Origin of the sequence: Pseudomonas migulae (genome assembly GCF_043225285.1) — a bacterium.
GTDB classification, from domain to species: Bacteria; Pseudomonadota; Gammaproteobacteria; order Pseudomonadales; family Pseudomonadaceae; genus Aquipseudomonas; species Aquipseudomonas migulae_C.
Genome location: NZ_CP171224.1, coordinates 6027322 through 6053847 on the forward strand (window position 1 = coordinate 6027322; position 26526 = coordinate 6053847).

Below are 26526 nucleotides of genomic sequence, written 5' to 3' on the forward strand. Positions count from 1 at the left end.
TCACTTAGGATTGGGAATACTTCTCAATCGCTAAAAATTATCATCCAATGCGCGATACCCTGCCCGCGACTCACAATCACCTGCGCACGATCGAAGCGCTGTACAACGGCCATCACGGCTGGCTGTACGCCACGTTGCGCAAGAAACTGGGTAACGCCATGGATGCGGCGGACCTGGCGCAAGACACCTTCACGCGCATATTGGCCTCCAGAGTCGCGGTCATCGAGCAACCCCGGGCTTACCTGACCTGCGTGGCCAGGGGGATTCTGGTCAACTGGTATCAGCGCAAGGCGCTCGAGCGCGCCTATCTGGACGCCCTGGCGCTGTTACCCGCACCTGAGGCGCCCTCGCCCGAGCTGCGTTTCATCGTGCTGGAAACCCTGCACGAAATCGACGCGATGCTCGATGCCCTGCCACCATTGGTCAAACGCGCCTTCCTGCTGTCGCAGCTCAGCGGCCTGAAATACGACGACATTGCCACGCAACTGGACGTGTCCTTGATCACCGTCAAACGCTATATGAAACAGGCCTTCGTTCAATGCCTGCTGCTGGTGGAATGAATGTCGAGCGTTCACGCACGGATTGATCCCGAAGCACTCGACGAAGCCGCCGAATGGCTGATGCGCATCAGCGAAGGCGATCTCGACGAGAGCGAACGCGCCGAGTGGGAAAGCTGGCGCGTCAGCAGTCCCGAACGCCGCCTCGCCTGGGGCCGGGCGCAACTGCTGCAGAGCAAACTGGGTGGCTTGCCTCCCGCGTTGGCGATGTCGGCTCTGGATCGGCCGAGCAATCCCGAACGTCGCCTGGCCTTGGGCAAACTGGCAATGATTCTGGCGGTACTGCCTGCGGGCTGGGGCAGCTGGAAACTCGTCGAGTCGCAGCAATGGTCGGCCGACTACCGCACGGCGGTAGGTCAGCAGCGCGAACTGATCCTGGCTGACGGCTCGCAGATCACACTCAACACTGACTCGGCGATCGACGTACTGTTCGATGCCAATCAACGGCTGATCAACTTGCGCGAAGGTGAAATCCTGGTACAGACCGCGCCGGATATTACACCGCTGGCCCGACCGTTTCTGATCACCACGCGTCAAGGGCGAATGCAGGCACTGGGCACGCGGTTTACCGTACGCGAACTGCAAACGCATACGCGCCTTGCGGTACTGGAAGGCGCCGTCCGGGTCGAATTGCCCGCTGGCCACGGCGTGGCGCCCTTGATCGTCAGTGCCGGGCAGCGCACTGATTTTTCATCGCAAGCATTCGGCCACCTGAACCCGGCCGACCGCTCCGCCAGCGCCTGGACCCAAGGCATGTTGATGGCGGACAACCTGCGCCTGGCCGACTTCATCGCCGAGCTGGCCCGTTATCGCCGAGGCTTCGTGCGCTGTGATCCGGCGATTGCCGATTTGCGCATTTCCGGTGCGTTTCCCATCAGCGATACCCAGCGCACCTTGAACATGCTCGTGCAAACCTACCCGGTGATCGCCACCGGCCATTTGAGCGGCTATTGGGTGACGCTCTCCCCCGCCTGAAGCCCTCGCAAAAAAAATCTGGCCAAGGGGTGATACTTTTTTTGATCTCGACTGGCAAGGAAAGGAAGAACTTCTCAACCTCGTCGAAAGGGTCATCACTCCATGTTCGTTGCACGCCCCCTGCGTTCGGATTGCGCTCTCAAGCTGGCTGTCCGCTCTGCGCTGCTCAGCCTTGCCCTGTCCGGCACCGCCAGCCCGTTTGCCATCGCGGCACCTGCGCCGCAGGACGCCAGTGCGACCCGCGCCTACAACATTGCGCCCGGTCCGCTCGGCGCAACGTTGTCGCGGTTCGCGGTGGACGCCGGCATCGCCCTGTCGTTCCAGCCGTCGATGACTGAAGGCTTGATGAGTCCGGGGCTTTCCGGCACTTACTCGGCCCAGGAGGCGATCAGCCGGTTGTTGGCTGGCAGTGGTCTGCAAATGGTCCCGCGCAGTGACGGCAGCTACACCCTCGCACCGATCCCGGCGAACAGCGACGGCGGCTTGACCCTGGCCGACACCACGGTCAACGGCGTGGACGGACGACAGGATGGCTTGCCGGCCGTTTACCCCGGCGGTCAGGTCGCCCGTGGAGGTCGCCTCGGCCTGTTGGGCAACAAGGATGTGATGGACGCCCCGTTCAGCGTCAGCAACTACACCTCGACGTTGATGAAAGATCAGCAAGCCGTCACGGTGGCGGATGTGCTGGAGCGCGACTCTTCGGTGCGCTCCACCGGCCAGACCGGCGGCATCGTCGACTCGTTCTTCATTCGCGGCTTCCCGGTGGGCGAAGGCAACCTCGGCGAGCTGGCGTTTGATGGTGTGTACGGTGTCGCGCCCAACTACCGGGTCTTTACCGAATACGCCGAACGCATCGAAGTGATCAAGGGCCCCGGCGCCCTGCTTTACGGCATGTCGCCCAATAGCGGCGTCGGCGGTGTAATCAACGTCGTGCCCAAGCGCTCGCTGGACGAAGACCTGACCCGGTTCACCGCCAGCTATGCGATGGATTCGCAGATCGGCGGCCACATCGATGTCAGCCGGCGTTTCGGCGAAGAACGCCGCTTCGGGGTACGCGTCAATGGCAGCACCCAACAAGGTGACACGGCCATCGACGATCAGTCCCGGGACGTCGACATCGGCGCCATCTCCCTCGACTATCAGGGTGACCGCCTGCGAACCACTCTGGACCTGATCAGCCAGAAAGAGCAGTTCGACGGCGCATCGCGACCGTTCCTCATCGCGTCCGGCGTGGAGATTCCTTCCGCGGCCAACGGCCGCACCAACGTGAGTCAGGAATGGGGCTGGTCCGAAACCCGGGACAAATCGGCGCTGCTCGGTGCCGAGTACGACCTCAACGACGCGCTGACCATCTTCGCCCACGCCGGCGGTGGCCAGTCGGACGTGAAGCGGATGTCCGATCAGACCCCGACCATTCTCAACAGCGCCGGGGACACGTCCTCGATCCCGGGTTACTACAAGTTCGAGGTCGAGCGCTACACCGTCGACGCCGGTGCGCGCCTGCGTTTCGACACCGGTCCGGTCAGCCACAGCACCACCCTGCAGGTGACCCGTTACCGCGACGAGCTCAAGCGCGGCATCATTTCCGGCCCGGCCGTGCGGTCGAACATGTATCACCCGATTGACCGTCCGAAACCCTTCATCGCTGAACCGGATGCGCTCAAGGTTTCCGAGACCGAACTGTCGGGCGTGGCCCTGGCCGATACCCTTTCGATACTGGACGAGCGTGTGCAGGTCACGGCGGGCTTGCGCAAGCAGAACATCGAATCCGACAACTTCAACACGGCCGGCGTCGTGACCACGTCCTACGACGAAAGCGAGACCACGCCGTTGTTCGGGGTGGTCGTCAAACCCTGGGACCATGTGTCGTTCTACTACAACTACATCGAAGGCCTGAGCAAGGGCGACATCGCGCCAGCCACCGCATCGAACTCGGGTGAAATTTTCGCGCCGTACATTTCCCGCCAGCAAGAAGTCGGGGTCAAGGTCGACTACGGCACCTTCACCTCCACCCTCAGCCTGTTCCAGATCAAGAAACCCAGCGGTGAACTGGCCGCGGGCGTGTTCTCGGTACAGGGTGAACAACGCAACCGTGGCGTGGAGCTGAACGTGTTCGGCGAGATCGCCCAAGGCACTCGCCTGCTCGGTGGCGTCACCGTCCTCGACGCTGAACTGACGAAAACCGGCACCGCCGCCAATCGCGGTAACAAACCGGTGGGCGTACCTGAAGTCCAGGCCAATCTCTGGGCCGAGTACGACATCCCGTGGTTTGAGGGGCTGACGCTGACCAGCGGCGCCATCTACACCGGCAGCCAATACGTCAATCAGGCCAACACCCAGGAACTCGACCCCTGGACCCGCTTCGACGTCGGTGCGCGCTACGCCACCCGCATCGCCGAACGTCCGACCACATTCCGGGCCACGGTGCAGAACGTCTTCGACCGCGAGTACTGGTCTGGCGTCGCCTCCTATGGCGCCTTCTCCCAAGGTTCGCCGCGTACCCTGCAACTGTCGGCCACCGTCGACTTCTGAAACATTCAGCCCCCGGCAGCGGCCTGAGCCGTTGCCCGGCCAGGCATCCGGCAAAGGTTTCAACCATGGTTTCTGTTTATCGACGTCCCCACGTTTTCGTGGCCCTGCTTCTGGCGGGTCTGATGGGGGCTTTTTTGCCGCCGGCGGCCGCGCTCGCGGCGAACCCGGATCCGGCCGCCGTCACGGTCACCGACCTTCTGGGCCGCAAGGTCAAGGTTCACGTTCCGGTCAGACGGGTGATCCTCGGTGAGGGACGCCAGCTGTACCTGGTCGCCGCGCTGGACACGCAGAACCCGATCGAGCGTATCGTCGGCTGGCGCAAGGACTTGATTCAGTCTGACCCTGACACCTATGGCGCGTACCTGCGCCAGTTCCCCGAGATCGCCAGGATTCCCACCTTCGGTGGCTTCGAGGACGGCACGTTCGACATCGAGCAGGCGATCTCGCAGCAGCCAGATGTCATCGTCCTCAATATCGAAGCGCAACACGCCACCGAAGACGCACGCTACATCGAGAAGCTTGATGCGCTGGGGATTCCGGTGGTCTACGTCGACTTCCGCAACAATCCCATGCAAAACACCGAGCCGACCATGCGCCTGTTTGGCCAGTTGTTTGGCAAGGAGGAACGCGCCGAGGCGTTTATCGCCTTTCGCAATCAGCAAATCCGTCGTGTCACGGACGTCATTGAAGCCAAACACCCTGCCCGTCCCAACGTGTTCATCGAGCGCATCGGTGGCTACACCGAGGATTGCTGCCTGAGTTTCGGCAACGAGAATTTCGGCCTGTTCGTCGACATGGCCGGTGGCAACAACATCGCCAGAAACATCATCGCGAACACGTTTGGCCAGTTGAACCCGGAACAGGTGATCGTCGCCAACCCGGAACAGGTGGTCGTCACCAGCGCCAACTGGCAAGCCTTCGCGCCGGGCGGTCGCTGGGTCGGTGTCGGACCGGGGGCGGACCTGGCGCAAGCCCGGCAAAAACTCGCCTGGTACACCCAACGGCCGGCGTACGCGGGCATCAAGGCCCAAAGCGATCAGGCGTTTCACGCCATCTGGCACCAGTTCTACAACAGTCCCTATCAGTTCGTGGCCATCCAGCAACTGGCCAAATGGTTCCATCCCGCGCTGTTTGTCGATCTGGACCCCGACGCCGCTTTTCGCGAGCTGCATGAGCGATTCCTGCCGGTTCCCTATCAACCCGGCTACTTCGTCAGCCTGAAGCCAACGCAGGCCACGCCATGAGTTCGTTGGGTGATGTACCGATCGCACAGGGCGCGACTTACCGCCGCCGGGTGCTGCAAAAACGCCTGATCCTGGCCGCGCTCGCCGTGCTGCTGGTGTGCAGCGTGCTGCTCGACCTGGCCCTCGGGCCAGCCCGTTACAGCCTGAGCGAGGTGCTCGGCGCGCTGTTTTCACCGGACACGGCCGCAGCGCAAGTGCGGGTGGTGATGTGGGACATCCGCCTGCCGGTCGCGTTGATGGCCGTTGCGGTGGGCGCGGCGTTGTCATTGGCCGGGGCGCAGATGCAGACGATCCTCAACAATCCGTTGGCCAGCCCGTTCACCCTGGGCCTTTCCGCCGCTGCCAGTTTCGGTGCGGCGATGGGACTGGCGTTCGGGGTGGCGCTGTTTCCGCTGGCGGCGCAGTACATGGTGCCGGTGAACGCCTTCATCATGGCCATGCTCTGCGCGCTGTTGATCCACTTCCTGAGCCTGCGCCGTGGTGTAACCGCCGAAACCATCGTGCTGCTCGGCATTGCCCTGGTGTTTACCTTCAACGCGCTGTTGGCGCTGGTGCAGTTTTTCGCCACCGAGCAAGCGGTGGCGGCCGTGGTGTTCTGGACCATGGGCAGCCTGACCAAAGCCACGTGGCCAAAACTCGGGGTGATTTGCGTGGTGATCCTCATCACCCTGCCAATCTTCGCCAGGCGCGCTTGGGCCCTGACCGCCCTGCGGCTGGGCGATGACAAAGCGGCGAGCTTCGGGATCAACGTGCGCAGCCTGCGCTTTCAGACGCTGATCATGGTCAGCCTGCTCGCCTCGTTTCCAGTGGCCTTCGTCGGCACTATCGGCTTTATCGGGCTGGTGGGACCGCACATTGCCCGCATGCTGATTGGTGAAGACCAACGGTTCTTTCTGCCGGCTTCGCTGCTGACCGGCGCGCTGATTCTGTCGGCCAGTTCGGTGGTCAGCAAAACCCTGATTCCGGGGGCTATTTTTCCGATTGGCGTGGTCACGTCGCTGATCGGTGTGCCGTTCTTCATTTCACTGATCCTCGGCGGGAAGAAAAACTCATGGTGAAGCTCCAGCTCGAGAATCTAGGTGCCGGCTACGGTCGGCGCGAAATCATCCGCGGCGTGACCACCGCCACCTTCATCGGTGGCCAGGTGGTGGCGGTGGTCGGGCCCAACGCGGCGGGCAAATCCACCTTGTTCAAACGCATGGCCGGGCTGATCGACGGATCGGGTCACGTCAACCTGCAAGGTTCGGAAAAAGGCCCGCAAGGCATCAGCTACATGCCCCAGGGCTTGAATGCCAGCGCCCGGCTGACGGTGTATGAATCGGTGTTGCTGGCACGCAAGCAACTGACGCCGGGGTGGGTCGTCCACGACGATGAGTTGAAACTCGTGGACCAGATTCTCGGCGCACTCGGGATCACCGAACTATCCTTTCGCAACCTGGGGGAACTCAGTGGCGGCCAGCAGCAATTGGTGTCAATCGCACAAACGTTGGTGCGCGAGCCGGAAATCCTGCTGATGGACGAACCGACCAGCGCGCTGGACATGCACCGGCAAGTGCAGGTGCTGAATTTCATGCGCAGCCTGGCACGCAAGCGCGGGGTCATTGTGTTCATCGCCATCCATGATCTGAATCAGGCGCTACGCTTTGCCGATCAGGTCCTGGTCATCGCCAATGGCACGGCCCAAGGGAGCGGCCCCAGCGATGAGGTGATCACGGAACAGATGCTGCGCGATGTCTACGGCGTCAAGGCCCGAATCGAGACCTGCAGCCGTGGCCAGCGGCACATTCTGATCGACGACATCGTTTGAAGCAGATCCACCGGGCAGAGGGCCGAGTCGCTGCTAATCTGAATGGAAATGACATGTATTAACGGTTTATTTAACGTTTTTTTCTCATTGTGCTCTCTACATTCCAGCGACTCAAAACATGCAAATGATTCGCATTGATCGATTCGCGAAATCTGCGCATGACACCAAAAAAAACAGGAGCTGCCCGAAGAATGAATCGCCACATCCCGTCTTTCCTGAAAAAAGCCCTGCTGGCCACTGCGCTGGTGGGGGCCGGTCACGTGTATGCGGCTGACGCTGTCGGCATCGTGGTCTACAACGCCCAGCACGAAAGCCTGACCAAAGCCTGGGCTGCAGGCTTCACTCAGGAAACCGGCATTCCGGTCACGTTGCGCAACGGCGACGACACCGAAATGGGCAATCAGATCGTCCAGGAAGGTTCGGCGTCTCCGGCCGATGTATTCCTGACCGAAAACTCCCCGGCCATGGTGCTGGTGGACAATGCAGGGCTGTTTGCACCGGTGGCGCCGACCACCCTTGAGCAAGTCGACTCCGCCTACCGTCCGGCCCATGGCAAATGGGTCGGGATCGCTGCGCGCTCGACCGTTTTTGTCTACAACCCGGCCAAGCTGCCGGAAGCCGACTTGCCGAAATCACTGATGGACCTCGCCGATCCGAAGTGGAAAGGTCGCTGGGCCGCCTCCCCGGCCGGCGCTGATTTCCAGGCCATCGTCGCGGCGGTGCTGGAGCTCAAGGGCGAAGCCGCCACGCTGGACTGGCTGAAAGGCATGAAAGCCAACTTCACCGCGTACCGGGGCAACAGCTCGGTGCTGAAGGCGGTGAATGCCGGGCAGATCGACAGCGGCGTGATTTATCACTATTACCGCTTTGGTGATCAGGCCAAGACCGGTGAAAACAGCAAGAACACCGCCCTGCACTACTTCAAGCACAAGGACCCTGGCGCGTTTGTCAGCATCTCCGGTGGCGGTGTCCTGGCGTCCAGCCAACACAAGGAACAGGCCCAAGCCTTCCTCAAATGGGTGACCGGCAAGGACGGCCAGGCCATTCTCAAAACCGGCAACTCCTATGAATACGCGGTAGGCAAGAACGCCGAATCCAACCCTAAACTGGTGCCTCTGCAACAGCTCGACGCGCCGAAAGTCGATGCGTCAAAACTCGACAGTAAGAAAGCCGTGGAGCTGATGACTCAGGCCGGGCTGCTCTGAATTGATGCCTGAAACGCTACCGGCGGGCGTCGCTCCGGCGATTCCCGCACATCTGCGCCGTCGATCCCGCGGTCTGTTCGCGGGGCGCGGCGGTGTGTGGGTGATCGGTCTGTCGGTGCTGGTGTCGTTGCTCGCCCTGTTGCCCATCGCCTTCGTCATCGGCGTGTCGTTGCAAACCGGCTGGGCAACGCTGGCGGCGCTGGTGCTCCGGCCAAGGGTCGGCGAACTGCTGATCAACACTGTCTTGCTGGTGGTGATCACGATTCCCTTGTGCGTGCTGCTCGGTGTGACGCTGGCCTGGCTGACCGAACGCAGCAATCTGCCGGGGCGACGCTGGTGGTCGTTGCTGGCCACCGCGCCGCTGGCGGTGCCGGCGTTCGTTCACAGCTATGCGTGGGTCAGCCTGGTGCCGTCGATCAATGGATTGTTTGCCGGGGTGCTGGTCTCGGTGATCGCCTATTTTCCTTTCCTGTACTTGCCGACGGCGGCAACCCTGCGCCGCCTCGATCCGGCCATCGAGGATGTCGCCGAATCGATGGGGCTCAAGCCCTGGGCGGTGTTTTTCCGGGTGGTGCTGCCGCAATTGCGTTTGGCGATTTGTGGCGGTGCCTTACTGGTCGGTTTGCACTTGCTGGCCGAATACGGGCTCTACGCGATGATCCGCTTCGACACCTTTACCACGGCGATCTTCGACCAGTTCAAATCCACCTTCAACGGCCCTGCCGCCCACACACTGGCCGGCGTGCTCGCCCTGTGCTGCCTGATGATGCTGACAGTCGAATCAGCAGCGCGTGGCCATGCGCGGTATGCCCGGGTCGGTTCGGGAAGCGCCCGCGAACAGCGCGTTATCAGCTTGAAAACCTTGCCTAAGATGCTTGCGCTGACCTTGATGATCGTCACCTGCGCCCTTGCACTCGGTGTGCCGCTCATCACCTTGGGCAAATGGCTGATTGCCGGCGGCGTGCACGTCTGGCAGATGGCCGAGCTGATCCCGGCGCTTGAACAGACCTTGATGCTGGGCGTCTCGGGCGCGCTGCTTACCACTTGCGCCGCCATCCCGATTGCCTGGCTGTCGATTCGCTCGCCGGGGCGGCTGCAACGGATCCTCGAAAGCTGCAATTACATCACCAGTTCCTTGCCGGGCATTGTCGTTGCCTTGGCCCTGGTGACGGTCACGGTGCATTTCGCCCGGCCGATCTATCAGACCACCATCACCGTGCTGCTGGCGTACCTGCTGATGTTCCTGCCCCGGGCGCTGGTGAGCTTGCGTGCCGGCATCGCCCAGGCTCCCGTGGAACTGGAGAACATCGCACGCAGCCTCGGGCGCTCGCCCGGCCGGGCGTTGTGGCTGATCACATTGCGCCTGGCTGCGCCCGGTGCGGCGGCCGGGGCGGCGCTGGTGTTCCTGGCGATCACCAACGAACTGACCGCCACCCTGTTGCTCGCGCCGAACGGCACACGCACCCTGGCGACCGGGTTCTGGGCGTTGACCAGCGAGATCGACTACGCCGCGGCCGCGCCCTATGCCTTGCTGATGATTCTGTTGTCACTTCCGTTGACCGGACTTCTTTATCACCAATCCAAAAAAACGGCTGGCCGATGAACGCTCTTGAACTGCATTCGATCTGCAAATCCTATGGCGCGCACCGTGCCCTGGAAAACATCAGCCTGTCAGTGCCGACAGGCAGCCGCACCGTGATCGTCGGCCCGTCGGGGTCGGGTAAAACCACCTTGTTGCGGATGATCGCCGGCTTCGAGTTCCCGGACTGGGGCCGGCTGACGCTCAACGGTCAGACGCTGGTCGACGACACCCACGAAGTCCCGGCGCACCAACGGCAGATCGGTTACGTCCCCCAGGACGGCGCCCTCTTCCCGCACATGACAGTGGCCGCCAACATCGGCTTCGGACTGGCCGTCAAGGGTGCGAAGAAACAGGAGCGCGTCGCTGAGTTGATGGACAGCGTGGCGCTGGATGCCAGCATGGCCAACCGTTGGCCCCATGAGCTGTCCGGTGGCCAGCAACAACGGGTGGCGCTGGCCCGGGCACTGGCGCAACAGCCGCGCCTGATGTTGCTGGATGAACCGTTTTCCGCCCTCGACACCGGCTTGCGCGCAGCGATGCGCAAACTGGTTGCTCGGCTGCTGGCCGATGCCGGGGTCACCACCATCCTGGTCACTCATGACCAGAGTGAAGCGTTGTCATTTGCCGATCAGTTGGCGGTCATGCGCGATGGCCAACTGGTGCAATCGGGGCATCCGCTGGACCTTTACCGCTACCCGGGCGATGAACAAACCGCGTTGTTCCTTGGCGATGCGGTGGTCATGCCGGCCAGGATCGAGGCCGGCTGGGCCCACTGCGAACTGGGGCGGATTCCGGTCAACAATCATCGCAACAATCGCAGCGCACAGATCATGCTGCGGCCCGAGCAATTGCAGCTGGTCGGTATCGTGCCCAACGGCGTCGAAGCCAGCGGGTGTCGCGCCGTGGTGACCGAGCGTGATTTCAGCGGCAACACCTGCACCTTGACCGTCGAACTGGAGGCTTTGGCCTCCGCTGACCAGCCCGGCCGCTCACTGATGGTGCGCAGCTCCGGCTTGTACGCGCCACCGACCGGCAGCGCGGTGCACGTGTCCACGATCGGCCACGCCCATGTATTGAGCGAACCTTAAAGGTCGAAGCGATCCACCGCGCGCCGCCGTTCGTTGTCGTCACGCACGTCGTAGTTGGCGGTTGTCTGGATATTGCTGTGATGGGCAAGCTTCTGCGCGATCGACAGATCGTGCTCCTCAATCACCCTTGTGATGAACGAGCGCCGAAAATCGTGGGGCATGATTTTCACCCCGACCTGAGCGCCGCGCTGGCGGGCGATGTAATAGATCGCGTGCTTGGTGATTCGCTCACGGGTGATGTGGCTGCCGCGCCGAATGCGATTGAACAGGAACGGGTCGTCCGTTTCGCCTTCCTTCAGCTGCGAACGGCGTAACTCCAGCCAGGCGTCCAGTTTGGCGAATGCCCACGCCGGGGCGTACTTGATCAGCTGCTTGTTGCCCTTGGCCGTCACCCGCAGGCTGCGCTCGGTGAAATCCACCTGAGCGAGATCGAGGTTCACCGACTCCGATTTACGCATACCCGAACCGTACAGAATCCCGATGATCGCTGCGTCCCGCAGGCCTTGTGGCCGTGGATCGGCGGCGCAGACCGCCATCATTTCCTGGATCAGCGAACGCCGGAGGTTACGCCCCTGGGACAGGCGCGTGCCGGCAATGCCCTTGACCGAGCGCATCTTGAGCAAGTGTTCCTGGCTGATCAGGCTCATGCGCCAGGCTTCATTCATCACCCCGCGCACTGCGTTGACATACAGCGACGAGGTATTGGGCGCGTAGCCGTCCGCGCGCAATGCCGCGACCAGCGCGATCACATCCTCGGGTTGCAACTGGTGCCAGGGAATCTCCTCGACGTTCATGTCTTCGAAGCCCAGGCGGTCGGCGGCATCCTGCAAAACATAGCGCATGGTCAGTTGGCTGGACGGCGCCAGTCGCGCGAGATACAGGGGCATGGGGTTGGTTTTTGCACTACTTGAATCAACAGCAGGTAAGTCAATCAAAACAAAACGGCCTTGAGTGGTAACTGATAGAACAACTAAGAATTGAAACATTCTTCATATAACGCGGGACACTTCTGTAGGACTTTTCTATTAAAGGTCGCGATGAACGGCAGAAGTCTGAACATTGGCTTAATAACGTTCATATAAACGATTCCACAACCGCTTTTTGATGTTCCTTTCACAAAAACCGGCCTACTCTCATCTCTACCCGGTGAGCCTCGACGGGCTCCCAACCTGCCGGGCATGGCTGCAAAAGTCAACTATGGCTCGTGCCCGACAGGTTACTAAACCCTTGAAATTCCGCTTATTTCGGCACTTCTGCCGAAGGACGGCTTACGCCCCGAGGTTTCCATGACTGAGGCTTTTCTCCCCTTCTCCCGCCCCACTATCGGCGAGGAAGAAATTGCCGCCGTAGAGCAAGTATTGCGCTCCGGCTGGATTACCACCGGGCCGAAAAACCAGCAACTGGAAGAACACTTCGCCAACTACGTCGGCTGCAAACATGCCGTGGCATTGTCCTCGGCGACGGGTGCAATGCATATCGCGTTACTGGCCCTGGGCATCGGCCCCGGCGATGAAGTCATCACGCCGTCCCAGACCTGGGTGTCCACCGCCAACATGATCTGCCTGCTCGGCGCGACCCCGGTGTTTGTCGACGTTGATCGCGACACGCTGATGAGTAACGCCGAGCTCATCGAGGCGGCAATTACCCCGCGCACAAAAGCGATTATTCCAGTGCATTACGCCGGTGCGGCGTTCGATCTCGATCCGCTCTACGCCTTGGCCGACAAGCACGGCATCCCGGTGATCGAAGACGCTGCCCACGCCGCAGGCACTTTCTACAAAAACCGCCATGTCGGGGCGAACGGCACGGCGATCTTCTCGTTCCACGCGATCAAGAACATGACCTGCGCCGAGGGCGCGATGTTTGTCAGCAACGATACCGCGCTGGCCAACCGGGTGCGCATGCTCAAGTTTCACGGGCTCGGCGTCGATGCCTACGACCGCCTGACCCACGGCCGCAAGCCGCAGGCTGAAGTGATCGAACCGGGCTTCAAGTACAACCTGGCCGACATCAACGCCGCGATCGCGCTGGTGCAGCTGGAACGCCTGGACGAGATCAATGCCAAGCGCACCGCGCTAGCCAGAAGCTATTTGCAAAGGCTGGAAGGCTTGCCGGTGCAACCGTTGGCCCTTCCGCACTACCCGCAACAGCACGCCTGGCACCTGTTCATCCTGCGCATCGACGCCGAACGCTGCGGGCTGGACCGCGAAGCGTTCATGAAAGCCCTGCAAGCGCAGAACATCGGCACCGGCATTCACTTCATCGCCACCCACCTGCACAGCTACTACCGCCAACGCTTCCCCAACATTTACCTGCCCAACACCGAATGGAACTCGGCGCGCCTGTGCTCGATCCCGTTGTTCCCCGACATGACCCCCGATGATGTCGATCGTGTGGTCGGCGCCATTGAAACCGCATTGGACACACGCCTGTGAAACCCTATCCGATCCGTTGCGTATCGATCGTCATCCCGGTCTACAACGAGCAAGACAGCCTGCCCGAGTTGCTCAGACGCACCGAAGCGGCGTGCCGGCAACTGCACCATGACTACGAAATCGTCATGGTCGACGACGGCAGTCGCGATAGCTCCGCGCAAATCCTCGAAGAAGCCGCCGCACGGGAGTGCAGCCCGGTGGTGGCGGTCATTCTCAACCGCAATTACGGCCAGCACGCGGCGATCATGGCCGGCTTCGAACAGTGCAAGGGCGATGTCGTCATCACCCTCGACGCCGATCTGCAAAACCCGCCCGAAGAGATTCCACGCCTGGTGGCCCAGGCCGAGCTGGGTTATGACGTGGTCGCCACGGTACGTAGCAACCGTCAGGACTCGGCCCTGCGACGCTGGCCGTCGAAGCTGATCAACCTCGCAGTGCAGCGCTCCACCGGGGTCGCGATGAGCGATTACGGCTGCATGCTTCGCGCCTACCGCCGGTCCATCGTCGACGCCATGCTCGCCTGCCGCGAACGCAGCACCTTCATTCCGATCCTGGCCAACAGCTTCGCCCGGCACACCACGGAAATCCTGGTGACCCACGCCGAGCGCGAACACGGCGAATCGAAATACAGCCCGATGCGCCTGGTCAACCTGATGTTCGACCTGATCACCTGCATGACCACCACGCCGCTACGCCTGCTGAGCATCGTCGGCTTCGCCATGGCCGGACTGGGCGTGGCGTTCGCCACCGCGCTGATCGTCCTGCGCCTGGTGTTCGGCGCCAGCTGGGCCGGAGACGGCACGTTCGTGCTGTTCGCCGTGCTGTTCGTGTTCACCGGCGGCCAGTTCATCGGCATGGGCCTGCTGGGCGAATACCTGGGGCGCATGTACAGCGATGTCCGCGCGCGTCCGCGGTTCTTCATCGAAAAGGTCCTTCGCAGCCAACCCGCTACCCCCGCTCCCGTGGTCACCGTTGACGGCCTCACTTCCACTTCTTCAGATCAGGTTCTCTCATGAGTGCAAAAGCTGTTGTTTTCGCCTATCACGACATTGGCTGTGCCGGCATCGAAACCCTGCTCGACTCGGGTTTCGATATCGCTGCGGTGTTCACCCACGCCGATGATCCGAAGGAAAACGCGTTTTACGGCTCGGTGGCGCAACTGTGCGCACGCAAGGGCATCCCGGTGCATGCACCGGAAGACGTCAACCACCCTTTGTGGATCGAACGCATCGCCAAACTCAATGTCGATTACCTGTTCTCCTTCTACTACCGCAATCTGTTGAACGAACCGTTGCTCGCCACGGCCGGCAAAGGCGCCTTCAACCTGCACGGCTCGTTGTTGCCGCGCTATCGCGGTCGGGCACCGGCCAATTGGGTGCTGGTCAACGGCGAAAGCGAAACCGGCGTGACCCTGCACCGCATGGTCAAACGCGCCGATGCCGGTGCCATCCTTGCGCAGAAAAAAATCGGTATCGAACGCAGCGACACGGCGCTGAGCCTGCATAGCAAGCTACGTGTGGCCGCCACCGATCTGCTGCGCGACACCTTGCCCGCGTTGCTCGCCGGCAAAGTCGACGAAACCACTCAGGACGAATCGAAAGCCACAGTATTCGGGCGGCGCACAACGGCCGACGGCAAGCTGGTTTGGCAAAGACCTGCCGAAGAATTGTTCAACCTGGTGCGCGCAGTAACCCAGCCATATCCGGGCGCGTTCTGCGCTGTCGGTGAACACAAGCTGATTGTCTGGAGCGCCGATGTCGTCAAGGGCAACGACGGTCAGGCACCGGGCCGGGTCATCAGCGTCGATCCGCTGCGCATCGCCTGTGGCGAGGACTCGCTGGTGATCAACGCCGGTCAGCGCAACGACAACGGCCTGTACCTCAGCGGCCCGCAACTGGCCAGTGAACTCGGTCTGGTCGACGGTTCCGTCCTGCGCGGTGCCGAGTCCGGGCGCGCCCCGCGACGCACGCGGGTGCTGATCCTCGGCGTCAACGGTTTCATCGGCAATCACTTGTCCGAGCGTTTGCTGCGCGATGACCAATACGAGGTCTACGGTCTCGACATCGGCTCCGACGCCATCGAACGCCTGCGCAGCCACCCGAATTTCCATTTCGTCGAAGGCGACATCAGCATCCATTCCGAGTGGATCGAGTACCACATCAAGAAGTGCGACGTGATCCTGCCGCTGGTGGCCATCGCCACGCCGATCGAATACACCCGCAACCCGCTGCGCGTGTTCGAGCTGGACTTCGAAGAGAACCTGAAGCTGGTGCGCTACTGCGTCAAATACAACAAACGGGTGATCTTCCCGTCGACCTCGGAAGTCTATGGCATGTGCCAGGACGACAAATTCGACGAGGATACCTCCAACCTGGTGGTCGGGCCGATCAACAAGCAGCGCTGGATCTACTCGACCTCCAAGCAACTGCTCGACCGGGTGATCTGGGCCTACGGCCAGAAAGGCCTGAACTTCACCCTGTTCCGTCCTTTCAACTGGATGGGCCCGCGCCTCGACCGGCTGGATTCGGCACGCATCGGCAGCTCCCGGGCGATCACGCAATTGATCCTCAACCTGGTGGAAGGCACACCGATCCGCCTGTTCGATGGCGGCGAGCAAAAGCGTTGCTTCACCGACATTGCCGACGGCGTGGAAGCGCTGGCGCGGATCATCGACAACCGCAACGACGCCTGCAATGGCCAGATCATCAACATCGGCAACCCGGACAACGAAGCCAGCATCCGCCAGTTGGGCGAAGAGTTGCTGCGCCAGTTCGAAGCTCACCCGCTGCGCCACAACTTCCCGCCGTTCGCCGGGTTCCGCGACGTGGAAAGCAAGGCGTTCTACGGGTCGGGTTATCAGGACGTGTCCCACCGCAAACCGAGCATCGACAACGCCCGCCGGCTGTTGGACTGGGCGCCGACGGTCGAGATGAGCGAAACCATCGGCAACACCCTGGATTTCTTCCTGCGTGAAGCGATGCTCGAAATCGCGGACAAGCATTGATGCAGGCGGGCCTTCGAATCGATGTCGACACCTACCGCGGCACCCGTGAGGGCGTGCCGCGGCTGCTGGACATGCTCGATGAGGCGCAGGTCAAAGCGACGTTTTTCTTCAGTGTCGGCCCGGACAACATGGGGCGCCACTTGTGGCGCCTGATCCGTCCGCAGTTTCTGTGGAAGATGCTGCGCTCCAATGCCGCCGGGCTGTACGGCTGGGACATCCTGCTCGCTGGCACCGCGTGGCCGGGCAAACCGATCGGGCGTGACCTCGGGCATCTGATGCGCCGGGCCCGGGATGCCGGGCATGAAGTCGGCCTGCACGCCTGGGATCACCACGGCTGGCAGGCCAACGCGGGGCACTGGAACAACACGCAACTGATCGAGCAGATCCGCCGGGGCGTCGACACGCTGGGCGACATCCTCGGGGCAAAGGTCGAGTGCTCGGCGGCCGCCGGTTGGCGCGCGGATGAGCGGGTTATCGAAGCCAAACAAGCATTTGGTTTTCGCTACAACAGCGATTGCCGCGGCGACAGCCTGTTCCAACCCAAACTGCCCAGTGGCGGTGTGGGGGCACCGCAGATACCGGTGGACCTGCCCACCTTCGATGAGGTGGTCGGCCCGACCGTCGCGGCCAAGGATTTCAACGCGTTCATTCTTGAGCGTTTCAGCGCCGAAAAACTCAACGTTTATACGATCCATGCCGAAGTGGAAGGGATTCTGATGGCCAACGATTTCCGTCAATTGCTGGCCGCTGCGCGCCAGCGTGACATCCGTTTTCAACCCTTGGGCAATCTGCTGCCGCAAGCACCCGGCACCTTGCCGACGGGCCGTGTCACTCGCGGTTCACTCGACGGTCGCGAAGGCTGGCTGGGAGTGCAAGGCGTATGAGCAAACGCTGGGCGCTGCCGTTTTTGCTGGGCCTGTGTTTGCTGGCCTACCTATTGCCACTGGGCAGCCATGGTTTGTGGATTCCGGACGAAACCCGTTACGCGCAAATCAGCCAGGGCATGCTCCTGAGCGGTGACTGGGTGTCACCGCATTTCATGAGCCTGCGCTATTTCGAAAAACCGGCGGCCGGTTACTGGATGATTGCCGCCAGCCAAGCGGTGTTCGGCCAGAACCTGTTCGGTGTGCGTTTTGCTTCTGCCCTGAGCACCGGGCTGGGCGTGTTGTTGTGTTACCTGATCGCCCGCCGCTTATGGAATGAGCCGCGCAAAAGTTTTGCCTGCGCCTTGCTGTACATGAGTTTCACCGTGGTCGCCGGCGCGGCGGGTTATGCCAACCTCGATCCGCAATTCACGTTCTGGGTCAACCTGAGCCTGGTTGCCCTGTGGTTTGCGCTGGACAGCGTTGGCCGCCTCCAGCGCCTGATCGGCTGGGCGGCGCTGGGGCTGGCCTGCGGCATGGGTTTCATGACCAAGGGTTTTCTCGCCTGGTTGCTGCCCGTGTTGATCGCCTTGCCCTGGATGCTCTGGCAAAAACGCTGGCGCGAGCTGTTGCTCTACGGCCCGTTGGCCATTGTCGTGGCCGTCGTGGTGAGCCTGCCGTGGATCCTGGCGGTGCATGCGCAGGAACCGGATTACTGGCGGTTTTTCTTCTGGCATGAACACATTCGCCGCTTCGCCGGAGACGATGCGCAACACGACGCGCCGTGGTGGTTCTACCTGCCACTGCTGGTGGCATTCAGTTTGCCGTGGGCGGCCTTGTTACCGTCGGCACTCAAGCAGGCATGGCAGACCCGCGCACAACCGCGCATTGGATTCCTGCTGCTGTGGTTGCTGATGCCGCTGCTGTTTTTCAGCCTGAGCAAAGGCAAGTTGCCGAGCTACATCCTGCCGTGCCTCTTACCCCTGGCCCTGTTGCTGGGCAATGCCCTGGCGGATCGTTTGCGCCTGGAGCAAGGCCGGGCGCTGGGCATCAATGGTTTGCTCAACCTGTTGCTGGGCCTGATCACCCTGCTCGCCCTCGTCTACCTGCAGCTTAAGAAGCCGTTGTACGACCATGAGTTGCACAGCCTGGTGCTGGTGTTCATCGCGCTGATGGGCTGGATCACGGCCAATCTGCTGCAAGCGTTCCGGCCCTTGCAATGCTGGGCGGCGCCGGCGTTTGGCAGCCTGCTGCTGATTGGCGTGGTGCCGGCGGCGCTGCCCGAAGCCGTGGTGGCGAACAAGATGCCCGACCAGTTCGTCCTCGAGCACACACGGGAGCTGAGCCAGACCGGCGCACTGTTGAGCAACGACCTGGGCGCCGCGTCGGCCCTGGCCTGGCGCCTCAAACGCCCCGACGTCGCGTTGTACAACACGATAGGCGAACTGAAATATGGCCTCGCTTATCCTGACGGCGCGCAGCAGCGCGTCGACCCCGACCGTGTGCAGCAATGGCTGCGTGACGCGCGCCAGAAGGGTTCGGTGGGCGTGCTGATGCGGGTCAAGGGGGAGGACGAGCTGGGTGAAATTGAACGATTGCCCAAGGACGGTAAACGCTATGAACAAGGCAACCTTGTGATTCTGATTTTCCCTAAGGGGGCGTCATGAGCCTGTTGCTGGTGTTGGCCGCCTGCCTGCTCACCTGCCTCGGCCAGATCGCCCAAAAATATGCGGTGGAGAGCTGGCGCGGTCAGGTGTCGGGCTGGGGCGCAAAGCTGCGCTCGCCATGGTTATGGCTGGCACTCGCCGCATTGGGCGCCGGTTTGCTGGTGTGGCTGCTGGTGTTGCAGCGCCTGGAAGTAGGCATCGCCTACCCGATGCTGAGCCTGAATTTCGTGCTGGTCACCCTGATCGCCCGCTTCGTTTTTCACGAAGCCATCGACCGTCGTCACTGGACCGGCGTGGTGCTGGTGATCGGCGGCGTGATTTTGCTGGGACTGCACACATGAGCCTGCGCCGTGGCCTCGTCTTCGCCCTCGGCAGTGTGCTGCTGGGCAGCGCCGCGCAATTGGGCATGCGCTGGAGCATGACGCGCCTGCCCTCCCCCGAACACTGGCTCGGTTCCACGATTGATCCAACGGCGGTGGTCGTGGTGCTGGCCGCGATCTTCGCCTACGCCCTGTCGATGTTCAGCTGGCTCGCCGCCCTGCGCGATGTGCCGCTGGGACGGGCGTATTCACTGCTGAGCATCAGCTATGCGCTGGTGTACCTGCTGGCCGCCGCGCTGCCGGCATTTAACGAAGATTTCAGCCTTACCAAAAGCCTCGGGGTGGCACTGGTCATCCTCGGAGTCATCACCATCAATTCTCGACCTGCTCACGCGTCCCCAATCAGGAGTGACCTATGAAAATCAGTGTATTTGGTAGCGGTTACGTTGGCCTGGTACAGGCTGCGGTCCTGGCGGAAGTCGGCCACGACGTGGTCTGCATGGACATCGACGAAAAGAAAGTCGAGTTGCTGCAACAGGGCCACGTGAGCATTTTCGAGCCGGGCCTCGCCAGCCTCGTGCGCGAAAGCCTGGAAGCCAAGCGACTGCAATTCACCACCGATGAAAAACTCGCGGTGCAACACGGCCAGGTGCTGTTCATCGCGGTCGGCACGCCGTCTCGCGACGATGGTTCGGCGGACTTGCGCTACGTGCTTTCGGTGGGTGAAGCCGTCGCGCGGCATCGCGAGCAGCCGGTGATTCTGGTGGAGAAATCCACGGTTCCGGTGGGCACCGGCGATACCTTGCGCGCGCACATCGACAAGTGCCTGATCAAGGTCGGCCGCTTGCTGCAATTCGAGATCGTCTCCAACCCGGAATTCTTGAAGGAAGGCTCGGCGGTTGCCGATTGCCGGCGTCCGGACCGTATCGTCATCGGCTGTGAAAGCGATGAGGTACGCGATGTGATGCGTGACCTCTATGCACCGTTCAACCGCAACCATGACCGCATCATGTTCATGGACCTGCGCAGCGCCGAGCTGACCAAGTACGCAGCCAACTGCATGCTGGCGACGAAGATCAGCTTCATCAACCAGATCGCCGAGCTGGCCGAACACTTGGGCGCCGACATCGAATCGGTGCGGCTGGGCATCGGCGCGGACTCGCGCATCGGCTACCACTTCATTTACCCCGGTTGCGGTTATGGCGGTTCGTGTTTCCCCAAAGACATGCGCGCCCTGATCCACAGCGCCGAAGAAGCGCATTGCTCCAGCGACCTGCTGCAAGCCGTGGAAGCGATCAACCAGCGGCAGAAACACAAGCTGTTCGAGCGCATCAACGCATTCTACAAGGGCGATTTGCGCGGCAAGACCTTCGCCGTGTGGGGCCTGGCGTTCAAACCCAACACCGACGACATGCGCGACGCACCGAGCCGGGTGCTGCTGGAATCGCTGTGGGCGGCGGGCGCCAGCGTACGGGCGTTCGACCCGGAAGCGATGCAGGAAACCCAGCATTTGTACCCCGACGAAGCGAAACTGATGCTCATGGGTACCCCGGAATCGGTGCTTTCCGGTGCCGATGCACTGATCATCTGCACCGAGTGGCAGCAGTTCAAGGCGCCGGATTTCAACCTGATCCAGCAACGGCTCAAAGCGCCGGTGATCTTTGACGGGCGCAACCTGTACGACGCCGATCGTCTGGCGCGCAACGGCTTCATGTACTTCCCGATGGGTCGTGGGGAATCCCGCAAGTTGCCGATTCCGCATCAGCAATGGCCCGTCGCTTCGGTCGCCGCCAGATTGTGATGACACCGCAGGTGCGCCAGCAGTCTTTATGCATCGGACTGCTGGCACTGCTGCTGTTCAGCGCCGGGGTTTATCAGCAGGCGGCCATCGGTTTCGATTCGCGGTTCGTGCTGTTTGCCCAGGAGATGTTGCGTCATGGGCCGTCGGTGTTTCCCACCACCTACGGCCAGCCCTACGCCGATTACTCGGCGGTTTCGACGCTGTTCATCTGGCTGCTGTCCTTGCCGTTCGGGCAGGTCAACAGCCTCAGTGCCTGGCTGCCCAGCGCCTTCGCCGGTGCAGTCATTGTCACGTTGATGTTCCGCTTGCTGGCGCCACATTCCCCGCGCTGGGCGCTGCTGAGCATCGCGCTCATGCTGATGACCAACACCTTCATCACCGAAACCCGCGCCGTGTCCCTGGACCTGATGCTCGCCGCGGTGTCGTTTGTCGTTTTCTACCTCGCTTATGCCACGGATCATTTCGCGGCACGGCGGCGCTGGTGGCTGGTTTTTGCGCTTCTGCTGCTGGGTTTCGGCATTCGCGGGCCGATCGGCTTGGTGATTCCCACCGGCATCTTGTGCAGCTACTTCCTGATCAATCGCCAATGGCAACGTTTGTTCGGTTTTGGCCTCAGCGCGGCGTTGTTGTTGTGCATGTGCGTTGGTGTGTTGTTGTGGCTGGCTGAACGCAATGGCGGCGCGGCGTTCATGCACGACGTGGTGCGCATGCAGTTCATGGGACGTCTGGACGGCAGCGAAGGCGTGAGTGGTTCGCTGTATTACTTCACCAGTTCGCTGGGCAACTATGCGCTGGCGTATCCACTGGCCTTACTGGTGTTGGCGGCGATCTGGCTGGCAAATTCACGTGAGACCGGGCCGGGCTTGCGCCTGGTGCAGTACTGCACGGCGGCGGCACTGATCGTGATGGTCGGGTTGTCCATTCCGCAGGCGAAGAAGGCCCGGTACGTGCTGCCCATGTTGCCGATGGTGGCGATTATCGCGGCGTATCCATTTCAGGCGGCACAAGGCCGGGTGTTTGCCTGGTTGCGTGGCGGGATGCAGTTTTTGTGGCTGGTGATGCCGGCGGTACTGATGGCTGGGTTGGTCTTTGCACAACGGCGCTTGTCCGAGCCAATGACCACAGCCTGGGTCATTCTCGGCGCGCTGCAAATGATCGCCATCGTTGCGTTGTTCAAGGCGCGATGGCGGCCGCAGACCTTGGCCTTATGCGCGGTGCTTGCGCTGTGGCTGGTTTACATCCTGGTGTTCGAACCGGTGGAACGCAGGCTCTACGACACCCGGACGTTCAGTCGCGCAGCCTTTGCCCTGGTAAAGCGGGAACCGGCGCCGCTGGTGTTGCACGGCATGGGCAAGGACGCCAAGGCGATCAAGTTCATGGTCAATATCGAGGAGGATGTGCAGCCGGTGTTTACCGAGTCGATTCAGGAACTGGAAAGTGTCCCGGGGCCGGCGTGGTTGATGATGGACCGGAGTGATTACAACGCATTGCACGGCACTGTTTCGGGTTCGCCAGCGCCGGTGTTGAGTGGGCGCTTCGATAACAACGACTTTGTGTTGATTCACCTGCCGAAGCCCTGAGTATCCCTTATGTGGGAGCGAGCCTGCTCGCGAAGGGCGTTAACGATAATGTGTTCTGCCTGAGTAAACGCGTCGCTCTCAAGTTCTTCGCGAGCAGGCTCGCTCCCACAGGTTGAAGGCAGTCCGTTAGTTGACCTGGGCTTTCAAATCAACGCCCAACGCCTGGGCAAACGCCTTCACCAGCGGGCTGCGCACGGTGTTGTGCCGCAGGATCAGGTTGAACGGGGTGCTGATGTGAATCAGGTCCGGACGCACCGCCCGGAGTTGTCCCTGGGCGACCATCGAGGCGGCGTAATGCTGCGGTAGAAAACCTACGAAACGCCCGGTCTTGATCAGCAGCGCCACGGCTTCCACCTGGGTCGCCGAGGCGGAAAAGCTGTCGTATCGGGCAAAGTTCAGCTTGTCGCGATGGATCGCGTAACGGTGGTTGATGCACTCGTAATCCTTGAGCACATGACTGCCGATTTCCGCGTCCGGCAACGAGAACAACGGATGGCCGATCGCACAGTAAACTTCCGAGCGTTCTTCATACAGCGCGTAATAATCGAACTCTTCGCGCTTCTGATACACCGGCACAATACCGGCAACTAATCGCCCCTCGACAACGCCTCTTTCCACTTCATCCAGTTGTGACGCCTGAAGTTGAAACCTTACTTTCGGCGACTCTTCATTGATTCTTCTAAGCGCTGCAACTAACGGGGAATTAGGATCGGATATCGTATTGTCGATTACACCTACGCCAAGGTCGCCAATAAGTTCGTTCTGCGCAGAACTAAGCCGGTCGCGAAAGTTGTCGACCGAGGCAAATAAATCAATCGACGCCTGATACACCAGGCGACCTTCTTCGGTCAGGTGAAAGCCCTCCCGGCCTCGGGTGCACAGACGCATGCCGATGCGAATCTCGAGGTCGGAGATCTGTTTGCTGATGGCGGCCAATCCCACATTCAGCTCATTCTGCGCCGCGCTGAAACCGCCAGCCTCGACCACGGCCTTGAACACTTTGAGCAGTTTGAAATCCAGCCCGCTGAGGGCCAGTGGCGCCCGCTGCACCGTTTTCGGCGCCGGGTTTCCGGAATTGGAAAGTGGAGTTTCCATAATGCTTATTTACCTCTGGCGCGCTATTCAACAACCTGTGTCCAACAACAAAAACATAGCTGGCCAATAATAATGAACACAGAAAACCAGGCTTGGCAACCGTTAATAATTCCCGCACTTCAGTGCCAACTCACTGATTTCGCACTACTAAAAGCTGACACTTCGATCAGCTCCAGTCACTTCGCAACTGCCCTCTTGAAAACTGCTTAGGCCGAACCACGCCCGAATGATTTCCGGCGGGTATTCCCGGCTCTGCACATCAATTTCAGTTCGCTTTACCGACGAGGAAAACAACAATGTCTCAAACCACCGACCGTCTCTGGGGAGCACGCTTCAAAAGCGGCCCGTCCGAAGCCCTGGCGGCCCTGTCCCGTTGCCCTGAGCGCTACTTCCGCCTCACCCCGTACGACCTCGCCGGCTCCAAGGCTCATGCCCGTGAACTGCAACGCGCCGGGCTGTTGAGCGAGCAGGAAACCCAGACCATGCTCGACGCGCTGCAGCGCATCGGTGACGACTTCCGCGCCGGCAGCATTGCGCCGACCCTCGACGACGAAGACGTCCACACCTTCATCGAGCGCCTGCTGACCGAACGCCTCGGCCCATTGGGCGGCAAGCTGCGCGCCGGCCGTTCGCGCAACGACCAGACCGCCAACGACCTGCGTCTGTTCCTGCGTGATCACGTCCGCACCCTCGCCGTCGAAGTGCTGGCCTTGCAGCAAGCGCTGGTCGATCAGGCCGAACAGCACATCGAAAGCATCTGCCCCGGTTTCACTCACCTGCAACAGGCCCAGCCGATCGTTTTTGCTCACCACTTGCTGGCCCACGCCCAATCGATGCTGCGCGACGTGCAGCGCCTGGTCGACTGGGACAATCGCACCTCGCTGTCGCCACTGGGCGCAGCGGCCATGGCCGGTTCCGCCATTGCACGCCTGCCGCAACAGTCGGCCAAGGAAATGGGTTACGCCGGTGTCTGCGAAAACTCCATCGACGCCGTGGCCAGCCGCGATCACGTCGCCGAGTTCCTGTTTATCGCCAGCATGCTCGGGATCAACATTTCGCGCCTTGCCGAAGAATTCTGCCTGTGGTCCTCACGGCAATTTCGCTGGGTCGCACTGGACGATGCCTACGCCACCGGCAGCTCGATCATGCCGCAGAAGAAAAACCCGGACATCGCCGAACTGGCGCGGGGCAAGGCGGGTCGCCTGATCGGCAACCTCACCGGGCTGCTTTCCACGCTGAAATCCCTGCCGCTGTCGTACAACCGCGATTTGAGCGAAGACAAGAACGGCGTGCTCGACAGCGTCGACACCTTGCTGCTGGTGCTGCCCGCCATGGCCGGGATGGTCGCGACCATGAAGGTCAACGTGGAAGAGCTGCGTCGTCAGGCACCGCTCGGCTTCACCCTGGCCACCGAAGTGGCCGACTGGCTGGCGGTGCGCGGCGTGCCGTTCAAGGAAGCCCATGAAATCACCGGCGCACTGGTCCAGGCCTGTGAGAAACACGACATCGAGTTGTGGGAAGCCTCGCCGGCGCTGTTGGCCGAGATCGATCTGCGCCTGACCCCGGAAGTGCGCGACAGCCTGACCCTCGAAGCCGCCATCGCTGCCCGCAGTGGCTGGGGCGGTACCGCGCCGCAACAGGTGCGCGAGCAGATTGGCCGGCTGAAGACCGCCCTCGCCGCGCAACACGCATGGACCGAGAACTATCAGGGCTTCCGCCTCTGAATCAAACACAACCCGCCCCTGTAGGAGCCAGCTTGCTGGCGATGGACCCGAGACCACCACGGGGTGTCAGGTTCCCAGCGTTATCGTTGACGACCATCGCCAGCAAGCTGGCTCCTACAGTGGGTCCGTGTTTGACCCGAAAAGAAGTGTACGGAGAAACAACATGAGCCAGACCCAGGCAGAACGACTCCAGGCGGAGCGCAAACTGGCGGAAAACCAGTTCGATATCACCCAGTACGATCACGTGCCACGGCGCTATTACGGGCGGATCTTTTTCGCCACGGTGATCGTCATCGCGATCATCGGCCTGGTGCGGGCCTTCGCCGAAGGCAAGATCGAATGGTCTTACATCGGCCAGTTCCTCACCTCCCAGGCGATCATGTGGGGCCTGCTCAACACCATCGTCATGGCCGTGCTGGCGATGGCGCTGGGCATTGTGTTCGGGGTGATCACGGCGATCATGCGCATGTCGGCCAACCCGATCCTGCGCTACGTGGCGGTCACCTACACCTGGCTGTTCCGCGGTACGCCGCTGATCCTGCAACTGCTGTTGTGGTTCAACCTCGCGCTGATTTTCCCCACCATCGGTATTCCTGGCGTGGCCGAAATCGATACGGTCAGCCTGATGACGCCCTTTGTCGCCGCCCTCCTCGGCCTGAGCATCAACCAGGGCGCCTACACCGCCGAAGTGGTGCGCGCCGGCCTGCTGTCGGTGGACACCGGGCAGTACGAAGCGGCCAAGTCGATCGGCATGCCGCGCCTGCAGGCACTGCGCCGGATCATCCTGCCCCAGGCCATGCGGGTGATCATTCCGCCGGTCGGCAACGAATTCATCGGCATGGTGAAAATGACCTCGCTGGCGAGCGTCATCCAGTATTCGGAACTGCTCTACAACGCCCAGAACATCTACTACGCCAACGCCCGGGTGATGGAATTGCTGATTGTCGCGGGCATCTGGTACCTGGCCACGGTCACCGTGCTGTCCTTTGGTCAAAGCCGTCTGGAGCGTCGATTCGCTCGCGGCGCTGGCAAGCGTTCTTGAGGGAG

Annotated in this window: 22 protein-coding genes; 20 read left to right on the forward strand and 2 right to left on the reverse strand. The window is 61.6% G+C overall.

Going from position 1 to position 26526, the window contains the following annotated elements:
- Nucleotides 1-47 precede the first annotated feature (47 nt).
- From ACF6ZU_RS27680 to ACF6ZU_RS27720, 9 genes are all read left to right on the forward strand, one after another.
- Nucleotides 48-560: a sigma-70 family RNA polymerase sigma factor gene (locus ACF6ZU_RS27680; RefSeq protein ID WP_392888898.1), complete on the forward strand. Its 513-nt coding sequence runs from the start codon at nt 48-50 to the stop codon at nt 558-560.
- Nucleotides 561-1532 carry a FecR domain-containing protein gene (locus tag ACF6ZU_RS27685; RefSeq protein ID WP_392888899.1) on the forward strand — a complete coding sequence of 324 codons (972 nt, stop codon included), beginning with the start codon at nt 561-563 and terminating at the stop codon, nt 1530-1532.
- A gap of 102 nt (nt 1533-1634) precedes the next feature.
- On the forward strand, nt 1635-4064 hold the full coding sequence (locus tag ACF6ZU_RS27690) for a TonB-dependent siderophore receptor (RefSeq protein ID WP_392888901.1): 2430 nt from the start codon (nt 1635-1637) through the stop codon (nt 4062-4064).
- 65 nt (nt 4065-4129) lie between these two features.
- Nucleotides 4130-5308: an ABC transporter substrate-binding protein gene (locus ACF6ZU_RS27695; protein WP_392888903.1), complete on the forward strand. Its 1179-nt coding sequence runs from the start codon at nt 4130-4132 to the stop codon at nt 5306-5308.
- Nucleotides 5305-6366, forward strand: a complete 1062-nt coding sequence (locus ACF6ZU_RS27700; RefSeq protein ID WP_392888905.1) for a FecCD family ABC transporter permease — start codon at nt 5305-5307, stop codon at nt 6364-6366. The genes ACF6ZU_RS27695 and ACF6ZU_RS27700 overlap by 4 nt, the downstream gene beginning before the upstream one ends.
- The gene (locus ACF6ZU_RS27705; protein WP_392888907.1) at nt 6360-7115 is read left to right on the forward strand and encodes an ABC transporter ATP-binding protein; all 756 of its coding nucleotides are present in this window, start codon (nt 6360-6362) and stop codon (nt 7113-7115) included. The genes ACF6ZU_RS27700 and ACF6ZU_RS27705 overlap by 7 nt, the downstream gene beginning before the upstream one ends.
- Before the next feature lie 191 nt (nt 7116-7306).
- Entirely contained in the window at nt 7307-8320 is a 1014-nt protein-coding gene (locus ACF6ZU_RS27710; protein WP_392888909.1) for an iron ABC transporter substrate-binding protein, read from the forward strand.
- A gap of 4 nt (nt 8321-8324) precedes the next feature.
- A complete protein-coding gene (locus tag ACF6ZU_RS27715; RefSeq protein ID WP_392888911.1) occupies nt 8325-9923 on the forward strand; it encodes an ABC transporter permease in 1599 nt (532 codons plus the stop codon).
- Nucleotides 9920-10990 (forward strand): ABC transporter ATP-binding protein, encoded by a 1071-nt coding sequence (locus tag ACF6ZU_RS27720; protein ID WP_392888912.1) that lies wholly within the window; start codon nt 9920-9922, stop codon nt 10988-10990. Before ACF6ZU_RS27715 ends, ACF6ZU_RS27720 begins: the two co-directional genes overlap by 4 nt.
- On the opposite strand, the gene xerC is transcribed toward ACF6ZU_RS27720, so the two are convergent.
- A complete protein-coding gene (xerC, locus tag ACF6ZU_RS27725; protein ID WP_392888914.1) occupies nt 10987-11877 on the reverse strand; it encodes a tyrosine recombinase XerC in 891 nt (296 codons plus the stop codon). The two genes, ACF6ZU_RS27720 and xerC, sit on opposite strands and share 4 nt — an antisense overlap.
- Before the next feature lie 399 nt (nt 11878-12276).
- On the opposite strand from xerC, the gene arnB reads away from it, so the two are divergent.
- The 9 genes from arnB to ACF6ZU_RS27770 are packed head-to-tail and all read left to right on the forward strand — an operon-like array spanning nt 12277 to nt 22660.
- A complete protein-coding gene (gene arnB, locus ACF6ZU_RS27730) occupies nt 12277-13425 on the forward strand; it encodes a UDP-4-amino-4-deoxy-L-arabinose aminotransferase (protein ID WP_392888916.1) in 1149 nt (382 codons plus the stop codon).
- Nucleotides 13422-14441 (forward strand): undecaprenyl-phosphate 4-deoxy-4-formamido-L-arabinose transferase, encoded by a 1020-nt coding sequence (gene arnC, locus ACF6ZU_RS27735; RefSeq protein WP_392888918.1) that lies wholly within the window; start codon nt 13422-13424, stop codon nt 14439-14441. Before arnB ends, arnC begins: the two co-directional genes overlap by 4 nt.
- Nucleotides 14438-16429: a bifunctional UDP-4-amino-4-deoxy-L-arabinose formyltransferase/UDP-glucuronic acid oxidase ArnA gene (arnA, locus tag ACF6ZU_RS27740; RefSeq protein ID WP_392888921.1), complete on the forward strand. Its 1992-nt coding sequence runs from the start codon at nt 14438-14440 to the stop codon at nt 16427-16429. Before arnC ends, arnA begins: the two co-directional genes overlap by 4 nt.
- Entirely contained in the window at nt 16429-17313 is an 885-nt protein-coding gene (arnD, locus tag ACF6ZU_RS27745; protein ID WP_392888923.1) for a 4-deoxy-4-formamido-L-arabinose-phosphoundecaprenol deformylase, read from the forward strand. Before arnA ends, arnD begins: the two co-directional genes overlap by 1 nt.
- On the forward strand, nt 17310-18959 hold the full coding sequence (arnT, locus tag ACF6ZU_RS27750) for a lipid IV(A) 4-amino-4-deoxy-L-arabinosyltransferase (RefSeq protein WP_392888924.1): 1650 nt from the start codon (nt 17310-17312) through the stop codon (nt 18957-18959). Before arnD ends, arnT begins: the two co-directional genes overlap by 4 nt.
- A complete protein-coding gene (gene arnE, locus ACF6ZU_RS27755; protein WP_392888927.1) occupies nt 18956-19300 on the forward strand; it encodes a 4-amino-4-deoxy-L-arabinose-phosphoundecaprenol flippase subunit ArnE in 345 nt (114 codons plus the stop codon). Before arnT ends, arnE begins: the two co-directional genes overlap by 4 nt.
- Entirely contained in the window at nt 19297-19698 is a 402-nt protein-coding gene (gene arnF, locus ACF6ZU_RS27760) for a 4-amino-4-deoxy-L-arabinose-phosphoundecaprenol flippase subunit ArnF (protein WP_392888929.1), read from the forward strand. Before arnE ends, arnF begins: the two co-directional genes overlap by 4 nt.
- Nucleotides 19695-21080 carry a UDP-glucose dehydrogenase family protein gene (locus ACF6ZU_RS27765; RefSeq protein ID WP_392888930.1) on the forward strand — a complete coding sequence of 462 codons (1386 nt, stop codon included), beginning with the start codon at nt 19695-19697 and terminating at the stop codon, nt 21078-21080. The genes arnF and ACF6ZU_RS27765 overlap by 4 nt, the downstream gene beginning before the upstream one ends.
- Nucleotides 21080-22660 carry an ArnT family glycosyltransferase gene (locus ACF6ZU_RS27770; protein WP_392893949.1) on the forward strand — a complete coding sequence of 527 codons (1581 nt, stop codon included), beginning with the start codon at nt 21080-21082 and terminating at the stop codon, nt 22658-22660. Before ACF6ZU_RS27765 ends, ACF6ZU_RS27770 begins: the two co-directional genes overlap by 1 nt.
- 126 nt (nt 22661-22786) lie before the next feature.
- On the opposite strand, the gene ACF6ZU_RS27775 is transcribed toward ACF6ZU_RS27770, so the two are convergent.
- A complete protein-coding gene (locus ACF6ZU_RS27775; protein WP_392888932.1) occupies nt 22787-23755 on the reverse strand; it encodes a LysR family transcriptional regulator in 969 nt (322 codons plus the stop codon).
- Nucleotides 23756-24051: 296 nt separating this feature from the next.
- Here ACF6ZU_RS27775 and argH point away from each other — a divergent pair, with 296 nt between their 5' ends.
- Both argH and ACF6ZU_RS27785 read left to right on the forward strand, forming a co-directional pair.
- Nucleotides 24052-25479: an argininosuccinate lyase gene (gene argH, locus ACF6ZU_RS27780; protein ID WP_392888934.1), complete on the forward strand. Its 1428-nt coding sequence runs from the start codon at nt 24052-24054 to the stop codon at nt 25477-25479.
- 163 nt (nt 25480-25642) lie between these two features.
- On the forward strand, nt 25643-26521 hold the full coding sequence (locus tag ACF6ZU_RS27785) for an amino acid ABC transporter permease (protein ID WP_392888937.1): 879 nt from the start codon (nt 25643-25645) through the stop codon (nt 26519-26521).
- Nucleotides 26522-26526 lie beyond the last annotated feature (5 nt).